Genomic DNA, 26,469 nt, shown 5'->3' on the forward strand with positions numbered 1-26,469 from the left:
GTCGGGGCCATGCGGCTTCATGTGGGATGCGCGATGTGGACGCACGCGCCGTGGCAGGGGCGTCTCCTGCCGCACCCGCTTCCTCCGGGGGAGCGGCTGCGCGCCTACGCCACCTGGTGCAACGCGGTCGAGGGCAACACGACGTTCTACGCCACCCCCTCGCGGAGCACGGTGGAGTCGTGGGCGGGGCAGACCGATCCCGGCTTCCGCTTCGTGGTCAAGCTGCCCCGGCCGATCACCCATGAGCGCCGCCTGACCGGGGCCGACGACGACCTGCGGGCCTTCCTCGACGCGATCGAGCCGCTGGGCCCGCGCGCCCACGCGCTGTGGATCCAGCTTCCCGGCTCGTTCGGCCCGGCGGACGCCGGGGCGCTCGCGGCCTTCCTCGGCCGGCTTCCCCGCGACCACCGCTACGCCGTCGAGGTGCGGCACCGCGCGTTCTTCGAGGACACCCGGGCCGCGCGGCTGCTTGAGCGGGTGCTGGCCGTGGCCGGCGCCGAGTGGGTGCCGTTCGACACGACCGTGCTGTTCCGCACCCCGCCGACCAGCGACGCCGAACGGGACGCCTGGTCGAAGAAGCCGCGCGTGCCGCTGCGGACCGCCGCCCTCACCGACCGCCCGATCGTCCGCTACATCGGCCGCGACGACCCGGAGCGTACGGCCGAGGGCTGGCGGCACTGGGTGGAGACCGTCGCCGGATGGCTGCGCGAGGGACGCTCGCCGACCGTGTTCGTGCACACCCCGGACAACGCCGACGCGCCGACGCTCGCCCGGCGCTTCCACGACGACGTACGCGCCGAGGTGCCCGGCCTGGAGCCGCTGCCCGAGCCCATGGCGCCGGAGACGCCGGACGAGCCGCTGACTCTGTTCTGAGCCGGTTCGGAGCTGCCGGTTCGGAGCTGCCGGTTCGGAGCTGCCGGTTCGGAGCTGCCGGGTCGGACAGCAGGGGTCAGCGCTTGACGGCGCGGAGCACGACGAACTTGGGGTCGCTCGCGACGACCGTGCAGTTGCCGAAGAGCCGGCGCAGCTTCACGTGATAGCCGAGGTGGCGGTTGCCCACCACCCACAGCTCGCCGCCCCGCCGCAGCGCGGCACGCGAGCCGTTGAACATGCGCCAGGCGGTCGCGTCGGTCCTGCCCCGATGGGTGTGGAACGGCGGGTTGTTCAGCACCAGGTCGGCGGTGCCCGGCGGGAAGCCCGCGAGGCCGTCGGCCGCCTCGAAGCGCGCGGCGGCGTCGTCCGGTGCGTTCGCCCGGAAGGTCGCCTCGGCGGAGGCGAGCGCCTGGTAGGACTCGTCGATGAACGTCACCTCGGCCTCGTGGTTCGACAGCGCCGCGGCGAGCCCGATCACCCCGTTGCCGCAGCCGAGGTCGACCACGTGCTCGGGCCCCGTACGCGCGGGCAGGGCGCTGAGCAGGAGGCGGGTGCCCGCGTCGAGGCGCTCGGCGGAGAAGACGCCCGCGTGGTTGACGACGGTCAGGCCGGAGAGCACGCCGATATCGGCGGGCAACGCGTAGCTGCGCGGCCACGGATTCGCGCCGCGCGACAGCCCGGGATCGGGCGAGCAGAAGATCAGCCGCGCCTTCCTGACCGCCAGCGAGGTCCGCGTCGGCCCGAGGACGCGCTCGAACAGCTTCAGCGTCGAGGTGTGGATCTCGGTGACCATCCCCGCGCCGACGACCACCGTGTCCTCGTGCACGTGCGGGGCGAGCCGGTGCAACTGGTCCTCCAGGAGGGCCAGGCTCTTGGGCACCCGCACCAGCAGCACGTCGATCCGGTCCGGCGGCGCGTCCCTGGTCGTGCGCAGCCGTACGGCGTCCGCGCCGAGGCCGTTGCGCTCCAGGTTGGCGCGGGTGGCCTGCTGCCCGAGGAACGAGTCGCTGATCTGCGTGGGACGGTGGACGGGGCGCTGCGCGGCGAGCGCGGTGGCCAGTGAGGTGGACAGTGCAGTGGCCAGTGCGGTGGACAGGGCGCCCCACCGGTCGCCCACCACGACCAGGCTCCCGGACAGGTCCACCGGCCCGCCCTCGCGCTCGTCGAGGTGCCGCAGCAGGTAGGCGTCGGCCGCGTCCCACGCGCGGAGCGGGTCGCGGGGATCCTCGGGGAAGCGGGCGAGGTCGAGATCACCCCGCGCCGTCGTCATACGGTCCATCGCCGCTCAGGCTAGTGGGCCCTCCGCCCGGGTCCGTGCGATGAGTCCCCATCAGCCGCGCGTGACGTCTCGGGACAGGCGTCCCGGCGGTGGTGGCAGAGGCCGTCCACCCGTGACCCGGGCGTGCTCAGGGAGCGCTGTCCGAAGTCGTCTCGACTTTCGTGTGGAGGATCTCGCGGGCCTGGTCAGCGGCCCGGACGATGCTCTCGGAGACGAAGGCGACGAAGCGTGCGATGTTCTCCAGACGGGCGGCGGCCGCGGTTCCGGGGCCGAGGACGCCGACGCCCTGTCGTGCGACCTCGCCGAGGTGGGCGGTGGCACGGGCGCTGGCCATCATCGACTGATACAAGACGTCGTCGTCGACGACGTAGCGCTCGCGGCGGCGTTCGTCGCGTTCCCGGCGGATCAGGCCCTGGCTCTCCAGGAACGTGGTCGCCTTGGAGACGGACGCCGGGCTGACCTGAAGGCGTCCGGCGAGTTGGGAGGCGCTGAGGCTGCCGGCGTCGGTGGTGTAGAGGCCGGCCAGCACCCGTGCCGTCATCTTGGGCAGGCCCGATTGCATGAAGACCGTGGCCAACACCTCCTCGTACTCGCGCACCGCCTCGGCATCGCGTCCGTGGGCCTGGGAGGGGGCGCCGGGCTCCCGGGGCGCGGTCTTCCTGCGGCGGTGGGTGCGGTGTTCGGTCGCGCGGTGGGCCAGGTCGGCGCGGTAGGCGGTGGGGCCGCCGTTTCGCATCACCTCACGCGTGATCGTCGAAGTGGGGCGGCCGAGTCCTCTGGCGATCTCCGCGTAGGCGAGGCCGTCGGCCAGTCCCAGCGCGATCTGCTGGCGGTCCTGCTGGGTGAGCCTGCCTCCCGGCATCGCGGTCTCCTCCGTGGTCTGTGGCCCCTCCACCATAGCGTTCACTTTCTATCGGTTGCAACGAACGAGCGAAGCTATGTTGCGTTGACTTCAGAACCATTGCAACGATTCTATGGCTGTGAACTGCGATTATTGGTCTACAACGCAAGAATCAAGTTGCAGTAGTTGGAAACGCAACGTAGCGTTTCCGGTGTACGAAACGAGCGTCCGACTCATCGCCGACCTGAAGGAGCCCCACCATGTCCGTCACTCTCACCGGCCAGGGCCGCCCGGAGCTGCAGAAGATCATCGAGGAGATGGTCGATTCCGGTTTCGTCGGGGTGACGCTGCGGGTGCACGACGAGCACGGCGAGTGGACCGGCAGCGCCGGGCTGCGCGAGCTGGGCGGGATCGAAGAGCCGCCGATCGACGGGCACGTCCGGATCGGCAGCAACACCAAGACCTTCACCGCCACGGTGGTGCTGCAACTGGTGGCCGAGGGCAAACTCGGGCTGGACACCGCGGTGGACGACTATCTGCCCGAGTTCGGGCTGGACCGGCGGATCACGGTGCGGATGCTGCTGCAGCACACCAGCGGGGTGTTCAACTTCACCGGCGAGTACTTCGAGGACGGCACGTTCGTTTCGGGGATCCCCGCCACCCCCGCGGGCAGGGAATGGGTGGACAACCGGTTCCGCACCTACCGGCCGGAGGAACTGGTCCGGCTGGCGTTGTCCAAGCCCGCACGGTTCGAGCCGGGCACCGATTGGAGCTACTCCAACACCAACTACGTGCTGGCCAGACTGCTGATCGAGAAGGTCACCGGCTGCTCGGTCGCCGAGGAGATGCAGCGGCTGATCCTGGGACCGCTCGACCTGACCGGCACCATTCAGCCGGCCGTCGAGACCGGGATCCCCGAGCCGCACGCCCACGCCTACTACCGATATGAGGAGGACGGCCAGACCCGGACGGTCGACGTCACCCGCCACAACCCGTCCTGGATCTCCTCCGGCGGCGACATGATCTCCACCACCCGCGACCTGCACACGTTCATCTCCGCACTGCTGGGCGGCAGGCTGCTGCCGGCCGGGCTGCTGGCCGAGATGTGCACGCCCGAGACGAAGGCCGGGTACGGCCTGGGGGTGTTCGTCCAGGAGAGGCCGGGCGGCGGAACCGTCATCACGCACAACGGCGGCATGGCGGGTCACGCGGCGCTGATGTACAGCACGCCCGACGGCAGCACGACCCTGACCGCCGCCCTGAACTATGTGGACGACGCCACGATGTCCATGGGAGTGGCGTTCCAGCAGGCGACGCAGCGCCTCGTCGCCGAGGTGTTCGGCGACGGGCGGGCCGGATCGGCCGAGGCGGCCGAGCCGGCCCGGCAGACGCGCTGAGCACCCGGGGCGGAGGGCCCGGCGGTGGGCTCAGGGACGGCGGCGGGCCGTCCAGAGCCACATCGCCGTCAGGGCGGCGATCGCGACGACGCCCCCGACGGCCATGCCGGCGAGGAAGCCCGGCTCGTCGCCGTCCGACGGCTCCCACAGGATCGCGGGCACGATCACGGCGAGCAGGGCCACGGCCAGCACGAGATAGAACCGCCGGCTGAAGAAGACGCTGCGGGTGGGCGCCGCGGGCGGGGAGTCGAGCTGCGCGGCAGGTCCCACGCTGGCGGCTTTGGGCCGCTTGAAATACCGGTAGTACACCCAGGTGCCGCAGGGCTCCCAGCCCTCGGGCGCCAGGCGGGCGGCCAGTGCGGAGCCGCCGATCGACAGTTCCCGGCGATACTCCCACCGCTGCGGCCGTTCCGGGTCGCGGTGGCTGACGAACCTGCCGATGTGGTCGACCCGGTCGATCTCCCAGCCCTGGTCGCCGAGCCGGGCCAGCATCTGACGGTCGGTGAAGATGTCGGCGGTCCACCGCCACTCGGTGGCGTCCGTCGCGTCGGCCTCGGGCGCTCGCGCCGCCAGCAACTGCCCGGCGAACTCGCCCACCGGCCCGAACTCCTCCTCCGGGTCGCCGCCGGTCTCCGCGACGTACGACGCCAGGTCGGCGATGGTGGCCTCGACCTGATCGGCGGGCACGCCGCCCTCGCGTAACAGGGCCCGCAGCTCGTCGAGGTAGGCGCTCACTTCAGCCCTCCCGTGGCCAGCCCTCCCGAGGCCAGCATCGTGCGTACGGACTCGTCGAACGCCAGCCAAAGGCGGCCCTGCTCGGCCAGCGTCCGCCTGCCCTGCTCGGTCAGCCGGTAGTAACGCCGGCCCGGCCCGCGCTCGGTCACCCGGAACTCGGCCGACACCAGGCCCGCCTCCTCCAGGCGGTTGAGCACGGGATAGAGCGTGCCTCCCCGGATCTGCCCGAGCCCCGAACCGGCGAGCATCTTGGCGATCTCGTAGCCGTAGTTCTCGCCCTCCGTCAGGCTGGCCAGCACCAGCAGGTCGAGGACGCCCTTGAGCCAGCTCGCGCGGCGGTCGGTCGCCATGTGCTTCATCCTCGCACGGTAGGACCACTATCTAGACCGCGTGACCGACCGTCTTCGGGGCGGGCCGTGGCGTGAACACGAGGCCCCTGATGTCCATCAGGGCGTGCATCAGGATCGGCAGCAGGAGGCTGCCGGTGGTGAGGTAGAGGGCGGTGAACACGCAACCGGCGATGGCCACCCCGAGCATGCTCGTCCATCCCTGGTAGAGGTGGCCCACCACGAAGACCGCCAGGGCCAGGGCGGCGGCCACGGTGGTGTTCAGACCCAGCGCGCCGACGCCGAGCGCGATGAGCAGGCCACGGTAGACGATCTCTTCGCAGACACCGGCGGTCACCGACATCGCGAGGGCGTGCCACCGCTCGGCGGACGTGCGCGGCAGCAGCTCCCGCACACCCTCCAGACCGGGCATGCTCCGGCCGGAGCGGGCCAGCCGTCGCGCCGTCACGATGCTGATCACGAAGGCCCCCGCCATGCCGGCGACCGCCGGGGCGACCGTGCCGAAGTGGCTCGGCATCGCGAAGCCCAGATCCGCGAGGCCGACCCCCGGCGACAGCACCAGGACCAGCGCCGTCACGGCGACCCAGGCCCACTCCTCGGCGATCCACTGCCGGTACGCCCGCACCAGCGCCCCGGGGTCGTGGTCGCGGAGTCGCGCCAGCCGGTCGTACTGACGCTTGCCCAGCACGGGGGCGGCGAAGGCCAGATAGGCGGCCAGCGCGCCCGCCAGGAGCAGGCCCGGGGTCGAGAAGCTCGCAGAGATGTCCATGGATCGCCGCCCTTCTTAGCCATGTTGGCGATCTAGACGATAAGGCGAGCTAGTTAGGAATGCAACCTATTCGGATCGCGATGGGTCAGAGATCCGCCGGACCGCGGCGACATCGAACTCCAGCACCACCTTCTTGCCGACCAGGCCCGCGGCGGCGATCGAGGCGACACCCCAGTCCTTGCGGTTGATCGTGGCGCCGCCCGTGAAACGAACCCGGACACCGCCCTGCGGGTCGTGCTCGGCGCCGATCCGTTCGAGGACCACGGTGACCGGCTTGGTCACGCCGCGGATGGTCAGGTCACCGGTGACTTCGAAGGTGGTCGCGCCGGTCTGCCGTGCCGCGGTCGAGACGAAGGTGATGGTCGGGTGGGCGGCCAGGTTCAGAAACCTGCCGCGCAGCATCTCGTCGCGTTGCGCATTGCGGGTCTGGATGCTGCCGGCCTGGATCGTGAGCTCGACGTTCGACTTGGCCGGGTCGTCGCCGTCCAGGTGCGCGCGGCCCTCGAACTCCTCGAACCACCCGCGCACCTTGGGACCGATCGTGTGCCGGGCGACGAAGCCGATCCGGGTGCGGGCGATGTCGAGGGTGTAGTCGCCGGTCAGAGCCGCGGTTGTCACGCTGGTCGCTCCTGGGGAAAAGGGGAGGCGGTGATCCTTCGCCTGCCGCCTCTCCGGTGGTGTGGTGTGTCCAGCATCAAGGCACGTCAGCGGCGGAACAATGTACGATTCGCGGGGCGATCCATAACAGTGGGGTTATCAGTGGAGCTGCGCGACATCGAGATCTTCCTCACGCTGGCGGAGGAGTTGCACTTCGGCCGCACGGCGGAACGGCTTCACGTGTCCCAGGCCCGCGTCAGCCAGGCCATCAGCAAGCAGGAACGGCGCCTCGGCGTGGCCCTGTTCGATCGCACCAGCCGGCGGGTGGCGCTGACCCCTGTGGGCCGGCGCCTCCGGGAAGACCTCCAGCAGGCCCTCGACCTGATCAAGGCGGGGCTCGCCCGGGCCGAGGCGGCCGGTCTGCGCACGGGTCAGACCTTGCGGCTGGGCGTGTTCGGTCATGCCGCGCACGAACTGCGCCCCCTCGTCGACGCGTTCCGCGCCCGCTGCCCGGGCGGCGACGTCCAGTTCGGCGAGATCTACGGCAGCGACCCGTTCACCGCCCTGCGCACCGGAGAGCACGACGTGAACGTGCTGTGGTTGCCCATCGCCGAACCGGACCTCACGGTCGGCCCGACCGTGCTCACCGGGGGCCGCGTGCTGGCCGTGCCGGCGGACCATCCGCTCGCCGGGCGCGGCACCGCGTCCCTGGAGGACCTCGCCGACAACCATGTCGTCGACCTCGGCCCCGGCGCCCCCGAGTATTGGGTCGAGTCCATGGTCCCCACGCGTACACCGCTCGGCCGCCGTATCCCGCGCGGGCCCGCGGCGCGGACTTTCCACGAGATCCTTTCCCTGGTGGCCTCCGGGCAGTGCGTCCACCCGCTGGGCGAGATCGCCGCCCGCTACAACAGACCTCCCGGAGTCGTGTTCCTGCCCATCCACGACGCCCCCGCCCTCCACTGGGCCCTGACATGGCGCTCCACCGCCGACAACCCCGCGATCCACGTGCTGGCGCAGACCGCCGCCGACCTCGGCCCCATCTCGCTGTGAGAGCGGCGACGGGAACGCGGTCCGCCGCGCGGTGAGAAAGCGGTGAGAAAGTGGTTCAGAGACGATCAACGGCTGTGCTAGCGTTCGCGGCATGAAGCGCGCCTGCCTGACGACGACGCCGGAGACCGTCCCGGCGCGCTGACACGTACTTTCGACGAAGCCCCGGGGCGAGTGCCCCGGGGCTTCGTCGTCCGGTCACTCGCCTCGCCGCACACGAACCGCGAGGAGACCGCGATGCACGACCACCCGATGCACGACCACCGCAAGCTGGGCCGCGAGCTCGGCCTGTTCGACACCGACCCGCTGATCGGCTCGGGGCTGCCTTATTGGCTGCCCGACGGAGCCGTGATCCGCCACACCCTGGAGGAGTACATCCGCGACGCCGAACGGCGCGCGGGCTACCGGCACGTGTACTCCCCCGTGCTCGGCAAACGGGAGCTGTACGAGATCTCCGGGCACTGGTCGCACTACAGCGACGACATGTTCCCGCCCATGGACCTCGGGGGAGAGCAGGTCGTGCTGCGGCCGAGCCTGTGCCCCCACCACGCGCTGATCTACCGCTCGCGCTCGCACAGCTATCGCGAGCTGCCGCTGCGCGTCGCCGAGCTGGGCGGCATGTACCGCTCCGAGCTGTCGGGCGTGCTCGGCGGGCTCACCCGCGTGCGGGCGATCCAGCTCAACGACGCGCACATCTTCTGCACCCTCGACCAGGTCGCCGCCGAGGCCGCCGGGGCACTGGAGATGATCGGGCGCGCCTACGCCGCCCTCGGCATCCGCCCGGTCCGCTACCGGCTGTCCCTGCCCGGGGCCGGCGGCAAGTACGTCGCCGCCCCCGAGATGTGGCGGCGGGCGACCGCCATGCTGACCGACGTCCTCGACCGCTCCGGCCTGCCGTACGAGGCGGTCGAGGGCGAGGCGGCGTTCTACGGCCCGAAGATCGACGTGCAGATCGCCGACGGTGCGGGACGGGAGGCCACCCTGTCCACCGTGCAGGTCGACTTCCACCAGCCCGAGCAGTTCGACCTGCACTACATCGGCCCGGACGGCGGCAGGCACCGACCGGTCATGGTCCACCGCAGCATCATCGGCAGCGTCGAGCGGGCCGTGGCGCACCTCATCGAGGTGTACGGCGGCGCCTTCCCGGCCTGGCTCGCCCCCACCCAGGTGGTGGTCCTGCCGGTGACCGAGGCCGAGCTGCCCCGGGCCGAGGCGCTCGTACGGCGCTGCGCCGAGCTGGGCCTGCGGGCGGAGGTCTCCGGGCCCGAGCACGGCAGCCTGGGCGCCCGCGTCCGGGCCGCCCGGCTGGCGCCCTACCAGGCCGTGATCGGTGCGAAGGAGGCCGCGGGCGACGAGATCGCGCTGCGCCTGCGCGACGGCCGTGCCCTCGACGCGATGCCCGCCGCCGAGGCGCTGGCCCGCATCGGCGACCTCGTCGCGGCCCGCACCACCGCCCTGTGGGAGCCGGCCGTCCAGCGGGCCTGACGTGCACCGGCGAGGCTGACGACGCCGGTGCGGTCAGCCTCCGTCGCCGGTGAGCCGGGCGAACAGGCGCGCGGCGTCGGGCTGCTTCCACTCGATCCGGTTCGGGTCCTTCTCGTAGGGCCGCCAGGGCACGGTCAGGGCCGTGACCCGGGTGCCGGCCCGTCGCACGTCCTCCGCCAGCGCGAGCATGGTGTCCAGGTCCAGACCCGCGTCCGTGGTGACGGACGTCGCGGCCACGCGGACGAGAGCGGACAGGGCGGCGGGGGTGTCGATACGCGAGACCTTCTTGAGCATCGCCTGCATCAGGGCCATGTTCCGCTTGATGCGGGCGATGTCGGAGCCGTCGCCCACATAGCGCAGGCGCGCGTACGCCACGGCGGTCTCGCCGTCGACCACCGAGCGGCCGGCCGGCAGCCTGAGCTTCGACCTGGGGTCGTCCACGGCACGGGGGAGGGTGACCTCCACGCCGCCGAGCGCGTCGACCAGCTTCGCCAGCCCGTCGTAACGGACGGCGACGGCGTGGTCGACGCGCACGCCCGTGGCGGTCTCCACGGTCTTCCACGCGCAGGTCAGGCCGCCGATCGCATACGCCTGGTTGATCATGTCCTCATGTGCGGCGATGGTCCGGCCGTCGGCCGACCGGCACTGCGGGATCCGGACCATGGAGTCCCGGGGCAGGCTGACGGCCGTCGCCTGCTTCCGGTCGGCGGACAGCCGCAGGAGGACCATGAGGTCGCTGCGCTCGCCCAGGTCGCCGACGCGTGCGGACGTCGGGCGCCGGTCGGAGCCGAGGAGCAGCACGGTCAGGGCCTCGCCCTTCTTGGGAGGACGGTCTCCCGCGGGCGGCGCCACGGTGTGCGCGCCGGTCGTCCCGCGCAGCAGCACGGTCGGCAGCACAACCAGCGCGGCGGTGACCACGGCGACCGCCGCCAGGGCGATCCAGCCCGCCCGGCGTCCGCCGGTGAACCACGTCGGGCGCCGGCGGCGCCCGCCCGCCGCCTCGTCGAGCAGGCGGCTCCGCCGGCGCGCGAGCCCTGCCGGGGGCTCATGTTCGAGGTCGAGGTCGCGGCCGAGGTCGCGGAGCATCGTGAGGTCGTCCATGGCTACTCCTCGTCCCGCAGCGGATTGGTGTGGCCGAGCGCCTCGCGCACCTTGCGACGCGCCCGGTTGAGACGTGAACGCACGGTGCCCACGGGGATGCCGAGGGCCTGCGCCACCTCCTCGTACGTCAGGTCGGCCCACGCGATGAGCAGCAGGACGTCGCGGTCGCCCTTCGGCAGGCGCGCCAGCGCGGCGGCCAGCAGCGGGCGTACGGCCGTCGCGCGCACGCCGTCCTCGACGCGCTCGGCGGGGGACTCCGCGACGTCGTCGAGCGGGCTGCGGGTGAGCGCCCGATAGCGGGCGGCCTCGTCACGGTGGTGCCGGGAGACCAGCTTGCTGACGATGCCGAACAGCCAGGGACGGGCGTCGGGGCGGGTCAGGTCGTAACGGTCCCGGCGCCGGAACGCCACCAGGAACGTCTCGCCCACCAGGTCCTCGGCGACCTCGGGGCCGAGGCGGCGGGACACGTAGCGGTAGAGCATCGAGGCGTAGCGGTCGAACAGCGCCGCGAACGCCTCGGGCCGCGCCCTGGACTCGGCGATCAGATCCGAGTCCAGGCGTGGAGTGGCAAGGGGAATCATCGACGACACCATGGCATCGAGCCGGCCTGACCCTTCGTGGGGGAACGGACAGCCATGTCTCGCCACTCGCCGCGTTCCGGGTTCACGGCATGGACGGCCCCGGCCGGTACGCCTGCGGCCCGCCGCGCGGCGTCCGGGCCGGCGAGCGGCCGTCAGTGCGACGCGGCCGGCACGCTCGCGGGCTCGTCGCCGGTGACCCGCAGACCGCGTACGCCCGGGGCGAGCAGCGCGGCCAGCGTGACCAGGATGATGATCGCCCCGCAGGCGACCAGCGCCGGCCGAGGCCCCACCGCGATGGCCACCGGCCCGGCCAGCAGCAGGCCGAGCGGCCCGAACATCAGGGACCCGAGCGCGTCGTAGGAGCTCACACGCGACAGCGACTCGGGCGGGATCTCGCGCTGCATCGTGGTCTGCCACAGCACGCCGAAGATGTCGAAGCACACCCCCATCACGAACGCCCCGCCCACGACCGTCCACAACGGCGCGTCGATGCCCAGCAGCACGTACGGCAAAGCCGTGGGCAGCGTGAAGAGCGTGCCGAGCAGGATGGGCCGCCGGGGTCGCAGGCGCAGCGTGACGACCACCCCGACGATCGTGCCGACGGCCTCGCCCGCGAGGACGGCCGACCAGGCGGGCGCCCCGCCCAGCGACTGCTTGGCGACCAGCGGCCCGAGCACGCCGTGGGCGGCCTGCAGCGCCATGACCAGAATCGAGAACTGGGCGACGACCACCCACAGCCACTGCCGCGAGACGAACTCGCGCCAGCCGTCCCGCAGGTCGGCCAGCACCGAGTGCCCGCCGCCGGCCGCGCGCTCGGCGGGCGTGAGGCGCAGCAGCGCGATCAGCACGGCGGCCACGGCGAACATCGCCCCGCTGGCCGCCAGCGCCCACCCGCCTCCCAGCAGGACCACGGCCGCGCCGCTCAGCACGAGGCCGGCGACGCGGGAGATGTTCTGTCCCAGGCCAAGCAGCGCGTTCGCGGTCTGCAACCGGTCGGCCGGCACCACGTCCGGGATGATCCCGGTGAGGGCGGGGAACAGGACCGCGGAGGCGACCCCGCTCACCGCGCTCGCGGTCACGAGGGCGGGGAGCGGCGTCCAGCCCGTGAGCATCATCGCGCCCAGGCAGAAGTACGCCGCCGCGTTGAGCGACTCCCCCGCCATCATGACCCGGTTGCGCGGCAGCCGGTCCGCGATCACCCCGCCGACGAGCATGAACAGCACCATCGGCAGCGCCTCGGCGGTGAGCACGGCGGACAGTGTCTTGGCGGTCGCGCCCGGCAGGCCGAGCACGCCGAAGGCGAGGGCGACCGGCGCGAAGGCCGTGCCGAGTACGGAGATCGTCCGGGCGACCAGCAGCAGGGCGAACCGCCGATCCCTGAGCAGGCCGAGATCACGGTTGAGGCCAGGCATGGGGACAACTCCGGAGGACGTGGAATGACGTGGAGCGTGGAAAGGAAGGCGACAAAAGAAAGCGACCCAGAAAGGCCGACACTTCATCGTGCCGTCCCCGCCCGCGCCCGTCACCTCATTTACGCCCGGGCGCGGCGCATCGGTCAGCCCCGGGATCTCGCCGTACGGGTGTGGCGATCCCGGGTCGCTGGACGACGAGCGCGGCGCATCGGCTGGGCCTGGGGCCTCGCTGGACGGCCAGCGTGCGTGACCGTCCCCGCCCGCAGCGCGTCCCCGCCCGGCCGTAGTGAGCGCGCCCGGCGTCGCCGTTCCCGGTCAGACGTCTTTGGTATAGCGGTGGCACCTGCCGTCGAGCCAGGCGCGGTAGTCCGCGGTGTGGCTGGTCATCACGCTGTTGGCAGCCTCGTCGAGCACGGCCTGCCATCGCGGTTCGTTGAGCTGCCAGGGAGGCGGCGGCTCGTCCCACTTGACGCCGTCGGTCCACTTCGCCGCCGAACCACGCAGGTGGTCCGGCAGCCGTTCGGCGAGCTCCGCCTTGATCCACTTGTCACGTGAGTAGACGAGGATCGGCTGCGCGTCCTGCCGTTCGACGATGGGATCGATGATCTCCCGCCAGGCGGCGGCGCCGTGCACCGGGTCGGCGAGCACGGGCGCGACGGACTTCTTGATCTCCAGCAGCGCGAGCAGCCCTCGGGCGCGGACGTGATCGAGCCACTCCCGCAGGGTCGGCACCCGCTCACCCGCGTACGGCCCGCGGGCGATCCGGCGGTCGCGCAGGTTGCCGGGTCCCTCGGCCCACCCGATCTCGCGGATCTCCTGCAGGGGGCCGGTCAGCCCGTTGGTCGTCCTGTTGTGCCACATGACGGCCTTCGTGCCGCGCCGGGTGAGCTGTACGTCGGCCTCTACGCCGTCGGCGCCCCACGAGGCCTGGTCGTCGACCGCCCGCAGCACGTTGGGCTGGCGGATCAGGTCCTTGGCCTTGGCGCCGGTGCTCTTCGGGTAGCCGCCGTGGCCGATCACCAGCGGACACGGCGGCGGCTCCTCCGCCTGCGCGAGTGCGGGCGTGGCGGTCATCGCGACCACGAGCGCCATCGCGATCACGAATACCCGCACCGCGACCACGGAGGCCCGGGTGACGACGAGCGCCGCGGCGACCACGAGTACACCCGCTGCGACCACGAAGGCCCGGGTGACGACGAGCGCCGTGGGGACCACGAGTACACCCATCGCCTCTACGAGGGCCCGTGCGGCTGTGCGGGCCCGTGCGACCACGAGGGCAGGCGTGGCTTTCAGCGTTGCCCTGGTCATCGCTCGCCCTCCCTGCCCACTCGCCGCCCGCTCCTATGCCCGCTCGCCGCCCGCGCCGTGCGCCCGCCCGCGCCGTGCCCGCCCGCGCCGTGCCCGCCCGCGCCGTGCCCGCCCGCGTCGTGCCCGCCCGCGTCGTGCCCGCCCGCGTCGTGCCCGCCCGCGTCGTGCGCCCGCCCGCGTCGTGCTGGACCACGGCCGACGAGCGCATTGTGAGCGGCCCTCCGGGGATCATGCTGCTCATGCCGCGCGGACGGTGATCCTTTCTGGACGGCTATGGGGATTCTTGACGACTACAGGGAACGGCTCAGACGAGCTGGGCGGCCTGGAGCCGATCGACAGGTGCTGCATCCTGCGGCACAGCGCGGAGCGCAGTGTCAGCAGGTCGGCGACGGGCGCGTGCCGGACGAGCGCGTCGATGACGTTCGCGGTGACCAGCGGGAGCAGCCAGGCCGGGCTGTGCTCGACCACGAACCCGAGAAGGGTAAAAAGCCCGTAAAGATCCTTGAAGTCGAAGGTGGATGTGCCCAGGGACGGGCAGCGCCTCGCGAGGGAGAACGCGGGGCATCCGGTGCCTATCCTGAAGGGCGGAGGGTAGCCTCGTCGGCAGCGCAAGAGCGATCCTCCCGACCGTCCGCTCTTGCGGATACCTCGCGAAAGGTGGCCCATGGGCGGAGGTGATCGCGTGACGCGGCTCGGCCCTGTGAGCGGCCTCGAGGGAGACGAAACGGCCCTCGCAACCATGATCGGCCTGGTGCAGGGCGTGCTCGACGCGATCGCGCTCCAGGGCGTGTGGCTGGTCCCCATCGGCGATCAGGAGGCCGGGGCGACCCTCGACTTCGAGGTGTGCGCGGCCAGTCCCGACGCCAGGGACATCCACGACAGGACCGGCAAGGAGCTCGTCGGCCTGCGCGTGCTCGAGGCGTATCCGAGCGTCGCAGGCTCCCCGCTGTGGGACGCCTACCTCCGCGTCATGGAGACCGGGGAGCCCGAGGACATCGATCCCTACGTGCACCGCGAGGACGAGGACGGCGTGCCTCATCTGTCCGCCTACGGTGTGCGCCTGGCCCGGCTGCACGGCGGCCTTCTCGTCTCCTGGGTCCGCCGAGACAGGGAGGAGCGCCTGTCGGCCCGGCTGCTCCACACCGAGCGCCTGGGACACCTCGGCTGGGGGCACTGGAGCCTGATCACCGGCGAGGCCGAATGGTCCGACCAGCTCTACGTCATCCACGGCCGTGACCCGGCCGACGGGCCGTTCGCGCTGGAGCACTACCGCGAGATCGCCCACCCCGACGACGTCCCGATCGTGGAGCACGCGCTGACGACGCTGAGCGGCAGCGGCGGGCCGCACGAGTTCGAGATCCGCATCGACGTCGACGGCGAATATCGGCACATCAGGGCCACGGCCGAGGTCACCAGGGATGTGAGCGGACAGCCCGTCGAGATCCACGGCGTCGTGCAGGACGTGACCGACTGGCGCCGTACGGCCGACGAGCTCGCCGAGGTCACCCAGCGGCTGGAGGAGGAGTCGCAGGTCACCGCGCGGCTGCAGAGCATCATCCTGCCGATGCAGGACGCCGTGCCCGGCCTGCAGATCGGCGTGCGCTACTTTCCCGCCGAGACGGCGCCGCTGGGCGGCGACTGGTATCAGGCGATCCATCTCGATCACGGCGAGGCACTGCTGGCCGTGGGCGACGTCGCCGGGCACGGCCTGGCCGCCGCCTCCGCCATGGCCAAGCTGCGGCACGCGATCACGGGGCTGGCCTTCGCCGACCACGATCCGGCGCAGATCCTCGTGGCGCTGAACCGGCTGCTCAGGCGGATGCGGCCCGACGTGCTGGCGACGTCCGTCGTGGCCCACTACCGCACGAAGGACCGCACACTGACGTGGACCCACGCGGGCCACCCGCCCATGCTGCTCGTCAGAGGAAACGGGGTGCACCGGCTGCTGCACCCCGGCGTGCTGCTCGGCGTCTTCGAGGACGTGAGCTACAGCTGCGCCGAGATGCGGCTTGAGCCCGAGGACCTGCTCCTCATGTTCACCGACGGCCTCATCGAACGTCCGGGCCGCGACCTGTTCGAAGGCCTCGACATCCTCAGCGCGGCGGTCGCCGAGACCGTGTCAAGGGTGCCACCGCAGGCTCGTGTGGCGGCGGTCATGGAGGCCCTGGCCCCGAGCAACACCGGCGACGACACCTGCATCCTGGTCGCGCGCATTCTGCCGAACTCCTTGGAAGTGTTCTGATGTCCGATCTTCCTGACCTCTCGACAGCCGAGACCACGTTCGCCGCCGAGAGCAGCGGAAGCATCGGGGTGCTGACGGTGCGGGGGACGCTCGACTTCACCACGCACGAACAGGCCACCGAGTTCTTCGACAAGGCGTTCGCCCAGTTCGGGCCATACCTGGTGGTGAACCTGCTCGAACTGGGCTTCCTCGACTCCAGGGCGACAGGGCTGCTGGTCACCCGCTGGAAGCGGGCGCTGGACGAGGGAGGCTGGCTGGGCCTCGTCGCGGTCGAGCGCGGCGCGGCCCGCGCGTTGTGGATCACCGGGCTGGCGTCCCACATCCCGGTCTTCCCCACCGTCGTGGACGCCCTCGCCGCCGCGCCGGCCCGCGACGCCGAATAGCCGCTTTGTCGTGGATCGTCACCTGGCGTCCAACTCCTCATCACATGCCCGCCGTGGGCGGGATAGAGCCCATGAGCGGGGGTAGCACCCGAGGAAGTCGGCCGTGGAAGGGGCGAAGCCATGAAACGTCTCGTTGCCGGAGCGGCGGCGCTCGCGGCCGCCGGCCTGGGGATGGCGCGATGGGCGGCCTCGCGTGGCCGGGTGCCGGGCGCGGCGAAGGACCCGCTGGAGTCCAGCCGCTGGCTGGGCATCACGATCAACCGTCCGCCGGACGAGGTCGCCCCGGGCGGGCATCTGCCCGAGCCGCTGGGCCGGATGGACGCCGAGGTGCGGATGAACCGGGCACCCGGCGACCGGGGGACCGAACTCTACGCCCGGCCCAGGGCACAGCGGCCCGGCACCCTCGCCCGGCTGCGTGGCGGGGAGGACCCCCGCACCGAGATCCGTACGGCGTTGCGCGAGACGAAGTCGCTGCTGGAGACCGGCGACGTGCTGCGTTCGGACGAGGAGATGGAGACGACCCGGCCGACCCTGCCGGGCAAGGTCCTCGACATGGCGCTGGGACGCGCGGCGGAAGGAGGGCGGCTGTGAAGGCGCTGTGCTGGCAGGGCGTGAACGAGCTGTCGGTCGAGCAGGTGCCCGACCCCGCGATCCTCAACGCCCAGGACGCGATCGTGAAGGTCACGGCGAGCACCACCTGCGGCTCCGACCTTCACCTGCTCGGCGGCTACATCCCGGCCATGCGGGCCGGCGACGTCATCGGGCACGAGTTCATCGGCGAGATCGTCGATGTCGGCCCCGAGGTGAGCCGGCACCGGCCGGGCGACCGGGTGGTGGTCTGCTCGATCATCGGATGCGGCCGCTGCTGGGCCTGTCGTCACGACGAGTGGTCGCTGTGCGAGAACAGCAACCCCTCGCCGGGCATCACGGACCTCATGTGGGGCGGCACGACCGCCGGCATCTACGGCTACTCCCATGCGATGGGCGGCTTCCGGGGCAGCCACGCCGAGTACATCCGGGTGCCCTTCGTGGACTACAACGCGTTCACCATCCCCGAGGGCGTCTCGGACCTCGACGCCCTGTTCGCCTCCGACGCGGCCCCGACGGGCTGGATGGGCGCGGAGCTCGGCGGCGTGAAGCCGGGAGACGTGGTCGCGGTGTGGGGGTGCGGCGGTGTCGGTCAGATGGCCGCCCGGGCCGCCATGCTCCTCGGCGCCGAGCGGGTCATCGCGATCGACCGCTATCCGGAACGGCTGGCCATGACCGCCCGCCACGTCGGCTGCGAGGTGATCGACTACACGAGCACCGACGTCACGGCCGAGCTGCGCGAACGCACCGGCGGCCGGGGCCCGGACGTGTGCGTCGAGGCCGTCGGCATGGAAGCCGACAGCACCGGGATCCAGCGCGTCTACGACGGGATCAAGCAGCAGCTCCGCCTGGAGCAGGACCGCCCGATCGCGGTGCGGGAGGCGATCCACGCCTGCCGCACGGGCGGCTCGGTGTTCGTGCTGGGGGTCTTCGCCGGCTTCGTGGACAAGTTCCCGCTCGGCGCGCTGATGAACAAGGGCCTCACGCTGCGCGGCGCGCAGCAGCACGGCCAGCGGTTCATCCCGAAGCTTCTCGACCGCATCGCGAAGGGGGACCTGAAGACCTCCTACCTCGCGACGCACGTCATGACGCTCGACGAGGGGCCCAAGGGCTACGAGCTGTTCAAGCACAAGAAGGACGGCTGCGTCCGCGCCGTCTTCCGCCCCTGGGCCTGACGCTCCGTCGGCCTGGCGCGTGAGAGGGCGCCCGCCGCCTCCCTGTGAGGCGGCGGGCGCTGATCTCAGCGGACGGCCGGGGCGGCCAGCCGTTCCGCCTCGTGATGCAGTGCCTCGATGAGGACGAGCTCCAGGCGGAGCTCGTCGTCCACGAGGCTCTCGAGGACGTCCATCCGGGCCTCCTTGTTTCCAAAGACGTCCCGCGCCGCGCGACGGTTGACCATGGCGCGATGCGGATTCGGATGGAATGTGGCAATGCGTCCCGCCGATCGCGCCGCTTCCCGGTTACCCAGGAAAGACGCGACTTCACTCACTTCAGCCACAAAAGTCCCGTGAAAAACAAAAAGTCCACTCCTACCGGAGCGGACGCAGGCATGAACACGCCACAGAAGCGCGAGTGCCGTATAGTGAGAGATTCCCGATCATCTGAAAGTCAGACGCTCTCACTAGGAGTTTATCACAGGAATGGGTGACCGTCAATCCAAGTCCGCTCGCGCCGAGGCCCTGCGGATCGAACAGTCCTACGTCTCCATGCTGTACGGCCGCCTCGACGTCGCCCGGGAACGGGCCGAGCGCGGCATGCGGGAAGTCCTGGCCCGGGGCGGCACGGGCACCCGGCAGGCCGTCGTGGAACGGGAGGCGGCGGCGGCCGAACATGCCCGCCGCCTCGCGCAACTGTCGGCCGTCGAACGCGGCCTGTGCTTCGGGCGCGTCGACGACGCCGAGGGCGAGACCCTCTACGTCGGCCGCATCGGGCTGCGCGACGACGATCACACGTCCGTGCTCGTCGACTGGCGGGCCCCCGCCGCCCGCCCCTTCTACGTCGCCACCCCCGGCGACCCGGGCCCGCTCGTACGCCGCCGCCACCTGCACACCCGATATCGCGAGGTCGTGGGCATCGACGACGAGGTCTTCGACCTCGACCGGATGGCCGACGGAGACCGCCGTACGCTCGTCGGCGAGGCCGCGCTGCTCGCGGCGCTGCGCCGTGGCCGCACCGGACGCATGGGCGAGGTCGTCGCCACCATCCAGCGCGAGCAGGACCGGGTGATCCGCTCGGGCCTGGCGGGGGCGCTCGTCGTGCAGGGCGGGCCGGGCACGGGCAAGACCGTCGCCGCGCTGCACCGGGCGGCGTACCTGCTCTACACCTACCGCGACACGCTGGAACGGCGCGGCGTGCTCGTCATCGGCCCCAACGCGACGTTCTCCCGCTACATCAGCCAGGTGCTGCCCGCGCTGGGCGAGACGCAGGTGGTGCTGACGAGCATGGGCGGGCTCCACCCCGGGGTGCGGGCCACCGCCGAGGACGAGCCGGCCGTCGCGGTCGTCAAGGGCGACCCGCGCATGGCCGAGGTGATCGAGGGGGCGGTCCGCGACCGCGAGCGGGTGCCCGAGGGCGACCTGGAGGTGAAGATCCCCGTCCGCACGTCGGTGCGCGGCGGCGTGGAGGTCGTGGTCGAGGAGATGACGCTGCGGGTCGACCACGCCACGTGCCTGCGGGCCCGCGACCGCGCCCGCGGCCTGCGGCGGCAGCACAACATCGCCCGCTGGACGTTCGTGGACGAGATGCTGCGGGCGCTCGCGTGGGACGAGGCGGAGCGGCTCGACCGGCCGCTTGAGGACGGCGACCTGGAGTATGCCGCCACCACCCTGTGGGAGCACCGGTCGGTGCGCGACGCGCTCGACGCCCTGTGGACGGAGATCACTCCCGAGCGGCTCGTCCGCGAGCTCCTGTCGGACGAGGAACGGCTGCGCGCGGCGGCCGTGCCCCACCTCACGGAGGAGGAGCTGGCGCTCCTGCTGCGGCCCCGCGAGGCGCCGTGGACGGTCGGCGACGTCCCCCTGCTCGACGAGGCCGCCGAGCTGCTCGGCGCGTACGACTACGGGGCGGGGGCCCGGCGTCGCCGCGCGGAGGACGAGCGCCGCGAGGAGGAACTGTACGCGCGGGAGGTCCTGACGATCACCGACGTCGATCCGGTGCTCGACGCGGCCCTGCTGGCCGGCCGCAACCGCGACGACGGGCCGTACGTGACGACGGCCGACCGGGCCGGCCGCGACCGCACCTGGGCGTACGGGCACGTGATCGTGGACGAGGCGCAGGAGCTGTCGGCGATGGCCTGGCGGACGGTGATGCGGCGGGTCCCGGCCCGCTCCCTGACGGTCGTCGGCGACATCGCCCAGACCGGCTCGGCGGCGGGCGCGCGGTCGTGGGGCGAGATGCTCGACCCGTACGTGAAGGGACGCTGGCGGGAGGAGCGCCTGCTGGTCAACTACCGGACACCGGCCGAGATCATGGAGGTCGCCGCCGACGTGCTGCGGGCCGTCGCGCCCGGGGAGGAGCCGCCCGAGTCGGTCAGGTCCGGCGGCGCCCGCCCCCGCGCCGTGCCCGCGGACGGCACCGACCTGCGGCTGCTGGTGGAGTCGGAGCTGCGCGAGATCGGGGAGGGGCGGGTCGGCGTCGTCGCGCCGGACGCCCGGCACGCGGAGGTCGCCGCGCTGTTCCCCGAGGCGGTCGATCCCCTGGACAGCCCCGTGGCCGTCCTCACCGTACGCGGCTCGAAGGGCCTGGAGTTCGACGCCGTGGTGGTCGTGGACCCCGAGGGCATCCTGCGTCAGTCGCCGCAGGGCGGCCAGGACCTCTATGTCGCCATCACCCGGGCGACCCGGCGGCTCACCGTGGTCTACGAGGACCGCCTCCCCGCCGTACTGCACCGCCTGGAGGCCCCGGCCCCCTAGACACGCGACGAGGGAAGACCCGGCCTGAGGGCGTCCCGGGCAGCCGAGCAAAGCGAGGCGAACGAACACGCCGACCAGGCGCGACGAGGGAGGCGTTCATCACGCGCCCTCGGCGCGACCCCGGCGGATCACAGCGCCCCGATGAGCGACGCGGGAGACACAGCACGGCCGGCGTTGGGGGAACGCCGGCCGTGCCGGGTGGCTGTGAGGGACGTGCTAAGGCATTTTTCCCGAGATCTCGTCGGCGGCCTTGTCGGCCTTCTCACCGGCGTCCTCGGCCTTGTCTCCGACCCACTTGCTGGCGTCGGAGCCGGTGTGCCGCATGCTCTCCCGCATGGTCTCGGTCCAGCGCTGGGCGTTGTTCCGATACATCGCCACACCGACCGCGCCGATGGCGACGCCGCCGAGCAGCGCGACGACGGGCCAGCGCCGGCGGGGCTTCCTGGTGCTGGTCACGTCGATCCTGCGGGCCAACTCGGCCAGGAACGCGCTCACGATCGGAGCGATCTGCTCCTCGACCGACTGCGCCGCCTGGTCGAGCTTCGGCGCCGCCCAGACCCTGGCGTCCTCGAGCCGGTGCGACGCGAGATCGCGTGCGCTCTCCGCCACCGGACTCATCCGCCCACTGGCCTTCATCGCCTGGTCTTTCATCCTGGTCAGCCACGTCTGTGGGATGACCACCTCGGCGCGACGCCTTCTGTTCATTGTCAGGGACACGATCAACCTCCCCAATCGACGGGGCCCCGGAACGACCCCTTCCCGGATGGTTGTGGCTCAATCACGAACGGTGCTTGAAGGCATGCTCGATACCCTGTTCACCGGACAACTAACACGAGCAACCAAAGGGGGCGGCCCTCGTGGCTGACAACCTCATCGCGAATCTGCGCACGAACCACGGCACGATCCGCGTCCAGCTTTTCCCCAACAAGGCGCCGAAGACCGTGCGCAACTTCGTCGAGCTCGCCGAGGGCACCCGGGAGTGGACCCACCCGGAGACCGGTGAGAAGCAGACCAACACCAAGCTCTACGACGGCACGATCTTCCACCGTGTCATCAACGGCTTCATGATCCAGGGCGGCGACCCGCTCGGGCAGGGCGTCGGCGGCCCCGGCTACAGCTTCGACGACGAGATCCACCCGGAGAACCAGTTCAACCGGCCCTACCTGCTCGCCATGGCGAACGCGGGCAAGCGGTTCGGCAAGGGCACCAACGGCTCCCAGTTCTTCATCACGGTGAGCCCGCAGCCGCACCTCAACCAGGGCCACACGATCTTCGGTGAGGTGATCGAGGGCACCGAGGTGGTCGACGCGATCGCCAAGACCCCCACCGGCCGCAACGACAGGCCCGTGAACGACGTGGTCCTCGAAGAGGTCACCATCGAGCGGTCCTGACGCCGCTCCGTCCGGCGCTCTGGAGACGCCCCGGCCCCCGCGAACACGCGGCCGGGGCGTCTCCGGCTTATAGGCTGGCTGGTGGATGCGCCCCCACCAAGGGACCCGCCAAGGAAGGACCCCATGACCTCCCTGCCTCCGCCGCCCCCGCAGCCGGGGGCGCAAGCCGTGCCCACCTGCTATCGGCACCCCGACCGCGAGACCTACGTCCGCTGTCAGCGCTGCGAGCGCCCGATCTGCCCCGACTGCATGCACGACGCGGCGGTCGGTCACCAGTGCCCCGAGTGCGTCCGCGAGGGCAACCGCGAGGTGCGGCAGGCCCAGGCGACGTTCGGCGGCGCCGCCGTGGCCGCGCCCCGCGTCACGTGGACCCTGCTGATCCTCAACGTGCTCGCGTACGCGGCCGAGGTCGTGCGCCCGGACGAGGTCATCCAGCGGTTCGCGATGTGGTCGCTCGGGGTCCACATGGGCGAGTGGTGGCGGCTGATCACCAGCGCCTTCCTGCACTCCCCGCCGCCGTCGTTCTGGCACATCCTGTTCAACATGTGGGCGCTCTACGCGCTGGGCCCGGAGCTGGAGCGCAGGCTCGGCTCGGGCCGGTTCGCGGCGCTCTACCTGCTGTCGGCGCTGGGCGGCTCGGTCGCCATCTATCTGTTCGGCACGTCGGCCGTCGGCGCCTCCGGCGCCATCTACGGCCTGTTCGGCGCGTTGTTCGTCGTCGCCCGCAGGCTCGGCTACGACGCCCGCGGCGTCCTGTGGCTGATCGGCATCAACGTGGTCATCACGTTCGTCGTGCCGGGCGTCAGCTGGCAGGGCCATCTCGGCGGGCTCGTGACCGGCACGATCATCGCCGCCGGCTTCGCCTACGCGCCACAGCGCAACCGCACCCTCGTGCAGGCCGGGGTCGCCGCCGCGGTGCTGGTGGCGCTGGTCCTGACCGTCACCACGCTCCCGCCGTACGGGCTGCTGCAGGGCGCGTTCACCTGACGCTTCCCGCGCCGGGCCGCGTGATGCGGTCGAGCCAGCGCCGCAGCAGGGCGGTTTCGGCCGGCTCAAGGGCGTCGGTGCCGGCGAGGTCGAGCTGCGCGCGCAGGCGCAGCGCGGCCTCGCGGAGGGGATCGGCGTCCTCCCGCGTGGTCGTCTCGGTGAGCACATGCGCGAACACGGCGTCGCGCATGCGGTGAGACAGCGCGGGGTCGTCGAAGAGCTCCGGATTCGCGAGGTGGTCGAGGGCGGTCCCGACGCACGCGGACATGATCAGCCGGGCGGCGACCGGTGGATCCACCCGCAGCGCGCCGATCGCCGCGCACCGCACGAGCGTCGCCTCCAGCAGCTCGAACACCCGGTCGCGAGCCGTGGACCGGGACCATGGCCGGGGCGTGAACATGAGCCGATAGAGGGCGGGGTTCTCCCGTGCGAACGCCATGTGACCGTCCCAGCCGGCCCGGAGGTCGTCGACCGGGTCGGCCGTCTGCTCCTGCGCGGCCTTGATCGCGGCGTAGCGCTCGTATCCGTGGTCGGCGACGGCGTCGAGGAGCCCTCGCTTGTCGCCGAACAGCCGGTAGAGCACGGGCTGGGTCACGCCGACCGCCTCGCAGACCGCCCGCGTGGCGATGTCGCTGTCCGGGGACGTCGCCAGTTGCTTCTCGGCGGCCTCGATCATCGCCGCATGTAGGGTGTCCGCGCCTGTCATGTAATCGATGATACGAAATTTTACTAGCGCCGATATTGCGGTCGTGCTAACGTCGCCTTCGTAACGCCGATATGGCTACCTCCTATCAATGATATTGGAAGCCAAGGGGGGGTCTCCAATGAGTGCTCAGCGCGTGGCCGTCGTCACCGGCGGCTCCCGCGGCATCGGCCGGGCGATCGCGACGACGCTGGCGGCGCGCGACTTCGCCGTCGTCGTGGGATACCAGGGAGCGGCCTCGGCCGCGGCCGAGGTGGTCGACGCCGTCACGTCGGCCGGCGGCCGGGCGATCGCCGCCCAGGCCGACGTCGCGGACGAGAACGCGGTCGCGGCGATGTTCGACGCGGCGGAGAAGGAGTTCGGCGGGATCGACGTCGTCGTCAACTCGGCGGGGCGTCTGACCCTGTCCCCGATCGCCGACCTCGATCTCGACGATCTGGACGCCCTGCACCGCACCAACATCCGCGGCACCTTCGTCATCGCGCGGGAGGCGGCGCGCCGCGTGCGCGACGGCGGCACGATCATCACGATGTCCACGTCCGTCGTCGGCCTGCAACTGCCTGCCTACGGGGCGTACGTCGCCAGCAAGGGCGCTGTCGAGGCGATGACATTAGTGCTCGCCCGTGAGCTGCGAGGGCGGCAGATCACGGTCAACGCGGTGGCGCCCGGCCCGACCGCCACCGAGCTGTTCTTCGAGGGCAAGGACGAAGCCACGATCGAGCGGATGGCCAAGCAGCCCCCGCTCGAACGGCTCGGCACCCCCGAGGACATCGCGGAGGTCGTCGCCTTCCTGGCGAGCCCCGCGGGGCACTGGGTCAACGGGCAGGTCGTGCGCGCGAACGGCGGCATCGTCTGACCCCGGCCGCAGTCCTCCGCCGTACCTCGCCGCCGCATTCCGGTCCGAGAACACCGGGCGACCACCCTGGTCCTGCTCGAAGAGGTGCCTGACGGCGGCTGGGGCCTCGGCGGGAACATCCTCACCGCCGAGATGCTCGGCCGGAGCTGACGATTCCCGCGCCGGGCCGGGCAATTCACCGCCCGGCCCGAGCCCGGCGCAAACCCGTCAGAGGGCCGCTCATTCTGCTGCCCACAGGCTGTGGATAAAGGCTGTGGAAAGAATTTTAAGAAAGCGGCCTAACGCCACTTCGTCGACAGTACGACGCCGACGATGATGAGTCCGAAACCGATCAGCAGGTTCCAGTTCGCCAGAGCGGAGATACCGGGAACGCTCGGCGCGATGTAGTAGATCGCGATCCAGGCGATACCGATGATCCAGCAGGCCACCATGACGGGGGCGAGCCAGCGGGGGCTGACCTTCACCGTCTGCGCCTTCTGCGGCGGCGTGTATACGGCCTTCTTGCGGGTCTTCGACTTGGGCACGGGAGCTTCTCCTGGTGGGTACCCGCGCGGTCGTGCGGGCTGGTGTCAATAGCGTAATCGCTGTGGCGGTGAAGTCCCGAGCAAGGATAGTCGGCGCGGGCCCCGCCGGGCGATCCCCCATGCGGGATTGCCGTACGCTGAAAGTCCGATTTCCGCTTGGCACACCCAGCCACCCCGGCGAAGCGGGAGACAGCTATGAGCCCGATCCGGGTGCTCGTGGTCGACAATCACGACAGCTTCGTGCACACGATCGTGCAGTACCTGCGCGGCCTGGGCGCGGACTGCGACGTACGGCCGCGCGACCACGTCACCGTGGGCGACGCCGACGCCTTCGACGCCGTGCTCGTGTCGCCGGGACCCGGCACGCCGGAGGCCGCCGGGGTGTCCGTGCCCCTCGTACGGCACTGCGCCGGGCGCGGCCTGCCGCTGCTCGGGGTCTGCCTCGGTCATCAGGCCATCGCCGTGGCGTACGGCGCCTCGGTGGACCGCGCGCCCGAGCTCATGCACGGCCGCACCAGCCTGATCTCCCACGACGGGCGGGGCGTGTTCCGGGAGCTGCCGTCGCCGGTCACGATGACGCGCTACCACTCGCTCGCCGTGGTCCCCGGCACCGTGCCGGACACGCTGGAGGTGACGGCCACCACCCCGGACGGCGTCATCATGGGCCTGCGCCACCGCGACGCCCCCATCGAGGGCGTGCAGTTCCACCCCGAGTCGGTGGTGTCCGAGCATGGTCATCGGTTGCTCGAAAATTGGCTCGCGCAGATTGTGTAACGCTTTCCGCTCTCGTTACGACTAGAAGAGTGAGGGCTTCCGCCATTGCCCCCGAGTGGCGGAAGCCCTTCCTCGTGTCCGGCACCTCTCCCACGGCCGGCAAGGGTCTGCAGGGGTCGGCAGGCGTCGGCAGAGGTCGGCCAGGTGACCGGAGACGCCGGGAGGTCGCGCTCGCCGGGAGGCCGCGGTCCCGTCCACGCCGACGCCCCATCCAGGCCGCTCGCAGGGCCGTTGATCCCCGTGCGAAAGGTCCCCGGTCGCCGAGCCGGCGCCTGATCCGGGCCGCTCGCCGAAACGATGGTCCTGCGGAAGACCCCGGCCGCTGAGCGACGCCG

At 71.6% G+C, this 26,469-nt stretch carries 28 protein-coding genes; 14 read left to right on the plus strand and 14 right to left on the minus strand.

Translation table 11 applies throughout. From position 1 onward, the window contains the following. Positions 1-9: 9 nt before the first annotated feature. Entirely contained in the window at positions 10-873 is an 864-nt protein-coding gene (locus tag HCK04_RS21370; protein WP_142649148.1) for a DUF72 domain-containing protein, read from the plus strand. 76 nt (positions 874-949) lie between these two features. Here the strand turns inward: HCK04_RS21370 and HCK04_RS21375 are convergent, their stop codons facing one another. Both HCK04_RS21375 and HCK04_RS21380 read right to left on the minus strand, forming a co-directional pair. Next, positions 950-2,152, minus strand: coding sequence for a methyltransferase (locus HCK04_RS21375; RefSeq protein WP_142649149.1), 1,203 nt, complete (start codon positions 2,150-2,152; stop codon positions 950-952). A gap of 127 nt (positions 2,153-2,279) precedes the next feature. Next, the gene (locus HCK04_RS21380) at positions 2,280-3,014 is read right to left on the minus strand and encodes a helix-turn-helix domain-containing protein (RefSeq protein ID WP_142649233.1); all 735 of its coding nucleotides are present in this window, start codon (positions 3,012-3,014) and stop codon (positions 2,280-2,282) included. Positions 3,015-3,253: 239 nt separating this feature from the next. Here HCK04_RS21380 and HCK04_RS21385 point away from each other — a divergent pair, with 239 nt between their 5' ends. Continuing rightward, positions 3,254-4,390 carry a serine hydrolase domain-containing protein gene (locus HCK04_RS21385; protein ID WP_142649150.1) on the plus strand — a complete coding sequence of 379 codons (1,137 nt, stop codon included), beginning with the start codon at positions 3,254-3,256 and terminating at the stop codon, positions 4,388-4,390. A 30-nt stretch (positions 4,391-4,420) separates the two neighbouring features. On the opposite strand, the gene HCK04_RS21390 is transcribed toward HCK04_RS21385, so the two are convergent. The 4 genes from HCK04_RS21390 to HCK04_RS21405 form a co-directional block, all read right to left on the minus strand. After that, positions 4,421-5,125, minus strand: coding sequence for a hypothetical protein (locus tag HCK04_RS21390; RefSeq protein ID WP_142649151.1), 705 nt, complete (start codon positions 5,123-5,125; stop codon positions 4,421-4,423). Next, positions 5,122-5,475: a PadR family transcriptional regulator gene (locus tag HCK04_RS21395; protein WP_142649234.1), complete on the minus strand. Its 354-nt coding sequence runs from the start codon at positions 5,473-5,475 to the stop codon at positions 5,122-5,124. Before HCK04_RS21395 ends, HCK04_RS21390 begins: the two co-directional genes overlap by 4 nt. A gap of 31 nt (positions 5,476-5,506) precedes the next feature. Then, the gene (locus HCK04_RS21400; protein WP_142649152.1) at positions 5,507-6,241 is read right to left on the minus strand and encodes a CPBP family intramembrane glutamic endopeptidase; all 735 of its coding nucleotides are present in this window, start codon (positions 6,239-6,241) and stop codon (positions 5,507-5,509) included. Between the two features lie 66 nt (positions 6,242-6,307). Continuing rightward, positions 6,308-6,859, minus strand: a complete 552-nt coding sequence (locus HCK04_RS21405) for a YceI family protein (RefSeq protein ID WP_142649153.1) — start codon at positions 6,857-6,859, stop codon at positions 6,308-6,310. Between the two features lie 141 nt (positions 6,860-7,000). On the opposite strand from HCK04_RS21405, the gene HCK04_RS21410 reads away from it, so the two are divergent. Then, positions 7,001-7,891: a LysR substrate-binding domain-containing protein gene (locus HCK04_RS21410; RefSeq protein ID WP_142649154.1), complete on the plus strand. Its 891-nt coding sequence runs from the start codon at positions 7,001-7,003 to the stop codon at positions 7,889-7,891. Between the two features lie 234 nt (positions 7,892-8,125). Then, a complete protein-coding gene (gene thrS, locus HCK04_RS21415; RefSeq protein WP_142649155.1) occupies positions 8,126-9,373 on the plus strand; it encodes a threonine--tRNA ligase in 1,248 nt (415 codons plus the stop codon). Between the two features lie 33 nt (positions 9,374-9,406). Here thrS and HCK04_RS21420 read toward each other — a convergent pair whose 3' ends face one another. The 4 genes from HCK04_RS21420 to HCK04_RS21435 form a co-directional block, all read right to left on the minus strand. Beyond that, positions 9,407-10,474, minus strand: coding sequence for an LCP family protein (locus HCK04_RS21420; protein WP_142649156.1), 1,068 nt, complete (start codon positions 10,472-10,474; stop codon positions 9,407-9,409). Positions 10,475-10,476: 2 nt separating this feature from the next. Further along, positions 10,477-11,055, minus strand: coding sequence for a sigma-70 family RNA polymerase sigma factor (locus HCK04_RS21425; RefSeq protein WP_185949008.1), 579 nt, complete (start codon positions 11,053-11,055; stop codon positions 10,477-10,479). A 152-nt stretch (positions 11,056-11,207) separates the two neighbouring features. After that, positions 11,208-12,467 carry an MFS transporter gene (locus tag HCK04_RS21430; RefSeq protein WP_142649158.1) on the minus strand — a complete coding sequence of 420 codons (1,260 nt, stop codon included), beginning with the start codon at positions 12,465-12,467 and terminating at the stop codon, positions 11,208-11,210. A 315-nt stretch (positions 12,468-12,782) separates the two neighbouring features. Then, entirely contained in the window at positions 12,783-13,775 is a 993-nt protein-coding gene (locus HCK04_RS21435) for a glycerophosphodiester phosphodiesterase family protein (RefSeq protein ID WP_240971656.1), read from the minus strand. Between the two features lie 35 nt (positions 13,776-13,810). On the opposite strand from HCK04_RS21435, the gene HCK04_RS21440 reads away from it, so the two are divergent. Further along, on the plus strand, positions 13,811-14,032 hold the full coding sequence (locus HCK04_RS21440) for a hypothetical protein (RefSeq protein WP_168066140.1): 222 nt from the start codon (positions 13,811-13,813) through the stop codon (positions 14,030-14,032). Here HCK04_RS21440 and HCK04_RS21445 read toward each other — a convergent pair. After that, on the minus strand, positions 14,013-14,243 hold the full coding sequence (locus HCK04_RS21445) for a hypothetical protein (RefSeq protein WP_142649159.1): 231 nt from the start codon (positions 14,241-14,243) through the stop codon (positions 14,013-14,015). The genes HCK04_RS21440 and HCK04_RS21445 overlap by 20 nt on opposite strands. Before the next feature lie 271 nt (positions 14,244-14,514). Between HCK04_RS21445 and HCK04_RS21450 the strand changes: the two genes are divergently transcribed. The 5 genes from HCK04_RS21450 (at position 14,515) to HCK04_RS21470 (ending at position 20,899) form a co-directional block, all read left to right on the plus strand. Next, positions 14,515-16,017: a SpoIIE family protein phosphatase gene (locus tag HCK04_RS21450; RefSeq protein WP_168066142.1), complete on the plus strand. Its 1,503-nt coding sequence runs from the start codon at positions 14,515-14,517 to the stop codon at positions 16,015-16,017. Continuing rightward, complete coding sequence (locus tag HCK04_RS21455; RefSeq protein WP_142649161.1) at positions 16,017-16,400, plus strand: STAS domain-containing protein; 384 nt, start codon at positions 16,017-16,019, stop codon at positions 16,398-16,400. Before HCK04_RS21450 ends, HCK04_RS21455 begins: the two co-directional genes overlap by 1 nt. 120 nt (positions 16,401-16,520) lie before the next feature. Then, on the plus strand, positions 16,521-16,991 hold the full coding sequence (locus HCK04_RS42610; protein WP_142649162.1) for a hypothetical protein: 471 nt from the start codon (positions 16,521-16,523) through the stop codon (positions 16,989-16,991). After that, positions 16,988-18,163 carry a zinc-dependent alcohol dehydrogenase gene (locus tag HCK04_RS21465; RefSeq protein ID WP_142649163.1) on the plus strand — a complete coding sequence of 392 codons (1,176 nt, stop codon included), beginning with the start codon at positions 16,988-16,990 and terminating at the stop codon, positions 18,161-18,163. Before HCK04_RS42610 ends, HCK04_RS21465 begins: the two co-directional genes overlap by 4 nt. 465 nt (positions 18,164-18,628) lie before the next feature. Beyond that, positions 18,629-20,899: an ATP-binding domain-containing protein gene (locus tag HCK04_RS21470; RefSeq protein ID WP_142649164.1), complete on the plus strand. Its 2,271-nt coding sequence runs from the start codon at positions 18,629-18,631 to the stop codon at positions 20,897-20,899. 216 nt (positions 20,900-21,115) lie between these two features. Here the strand turns inward: HCK04_RS21470 and HCK04_RS21475 are convergent, their stop codons facing one another. Next, positions 21,116-21,604 (minus strand): hypothetical protein, encoded by a 489-nt coding sequence (locus tag HCK04_RS21475; protein WP_142649165.1) that lies wholly within the window; start codon positions 21,602-21,604, stop codon positions 21,116-21,118. 152 nt (positions 21,605-21,756) lie between these two features. On the opposite strand from HCK04_RS21475, the gene HCK04_RS21480 reads away from it, so the two are divergent. Beyond that, positions 21,757-22,290 (plus strand): peptidylprolyl isomerase, encoded by a 534-nt coding sequence (locus tag HCK04_RS21480; protein ID WP_142649166.1) that lies wholly within the window; start codon positions 21,757-21,759, stop codon positions 22,288-22,290. 123 nt (positions 22,291-22,413) lie between these two features. After that, positions 22,414-23,277 (plus strand): rhomboid family intramembrane serine protease, encoded by an 864-nt coding sequence (locus HCK04_RS21485; RefSeq protein WP_142649167.1) that lies wholly within the window; start codon positions 22,414-22,416, stop codon positions 23,275-23,277. Here the strand turns inward: HCK04_RS21485 and HCK04_RS21490 are convergent. After that, complete coding sequence (locus HCK04_RS21490; RefSeq protein WP_142649168.1) at positions 23,270-23,983, minus strand: TetR/AcrR family transcriptional regulator; 714 nt, start codon at positions 23,981-23,983, stop codon at positions 23,270-23,272. The two genes, HCK04_RS21485 and HCK04_RS21490, sit on opposite strands and share 8 nt — an antisense overlap. Positions 23,984-24,101: 118 nt before the next feature. Here HCK04_RS21490 and HCK04_RS21495 point away from each other — a divergent pair, with 118 nt between their 5' ends. Continuing rightward, a complete protein-coding gene (locus HCK04_RS21495) occupies positions 24,102-24,836 on the plus strand; it encodes an SDR family oxidoreductase (RefSeq protein ID WP_142649169.1) in 735 nt (244 codons plus the stop codon). Positions 24,837-25,114: 278 nt separating this feature from the next. Here HCK04_RS21495 and HCK04_RS21505 read toward each other — a convergent pair whose 3' ends face one another. Continuing rightward, on the minus strand, positions 25,115-25,360 hold the full coding sequence (locus tag HCK04_RS21505) for a cell division protein CrgA (RefSeq protein ID WP_142619141.1): 246 nt from the start codon (positions 25,358-25,360) through the stop codon (positions 25,115-25,117). Between the two features lie 195 nt (positions 25,361-25,555). Between HCK04_RS21505 and HCK04_RS21510 the strand changes: the two genes are divergently transcribed. Beyond that, on the plus strand, positions 25,556-26,134 hold the full coding sequence (locus tag HCK04_RS21510) for a gamma-glutamyl-gamma-aminobutyrate hydrolase family protein (RefSeq protein ID WP_142649170.1): 579 nt from the start codon (positions 25,556-25,558) through the stop codon (positions 26,132-26,134). Positions 26,135-26,469: the final 335 nt, after the last annotated feature.

Origin of the sequence: Microbispora sp. CL1-1 (assembly GCF_012034195.1) — a bacterium.
Taxonomy (GTDB): domain Bacteria; phylum Actinomycetota; class Actinomycetes; order Streptosporangiales; family Streptosporangiaceae; genus Microbispora.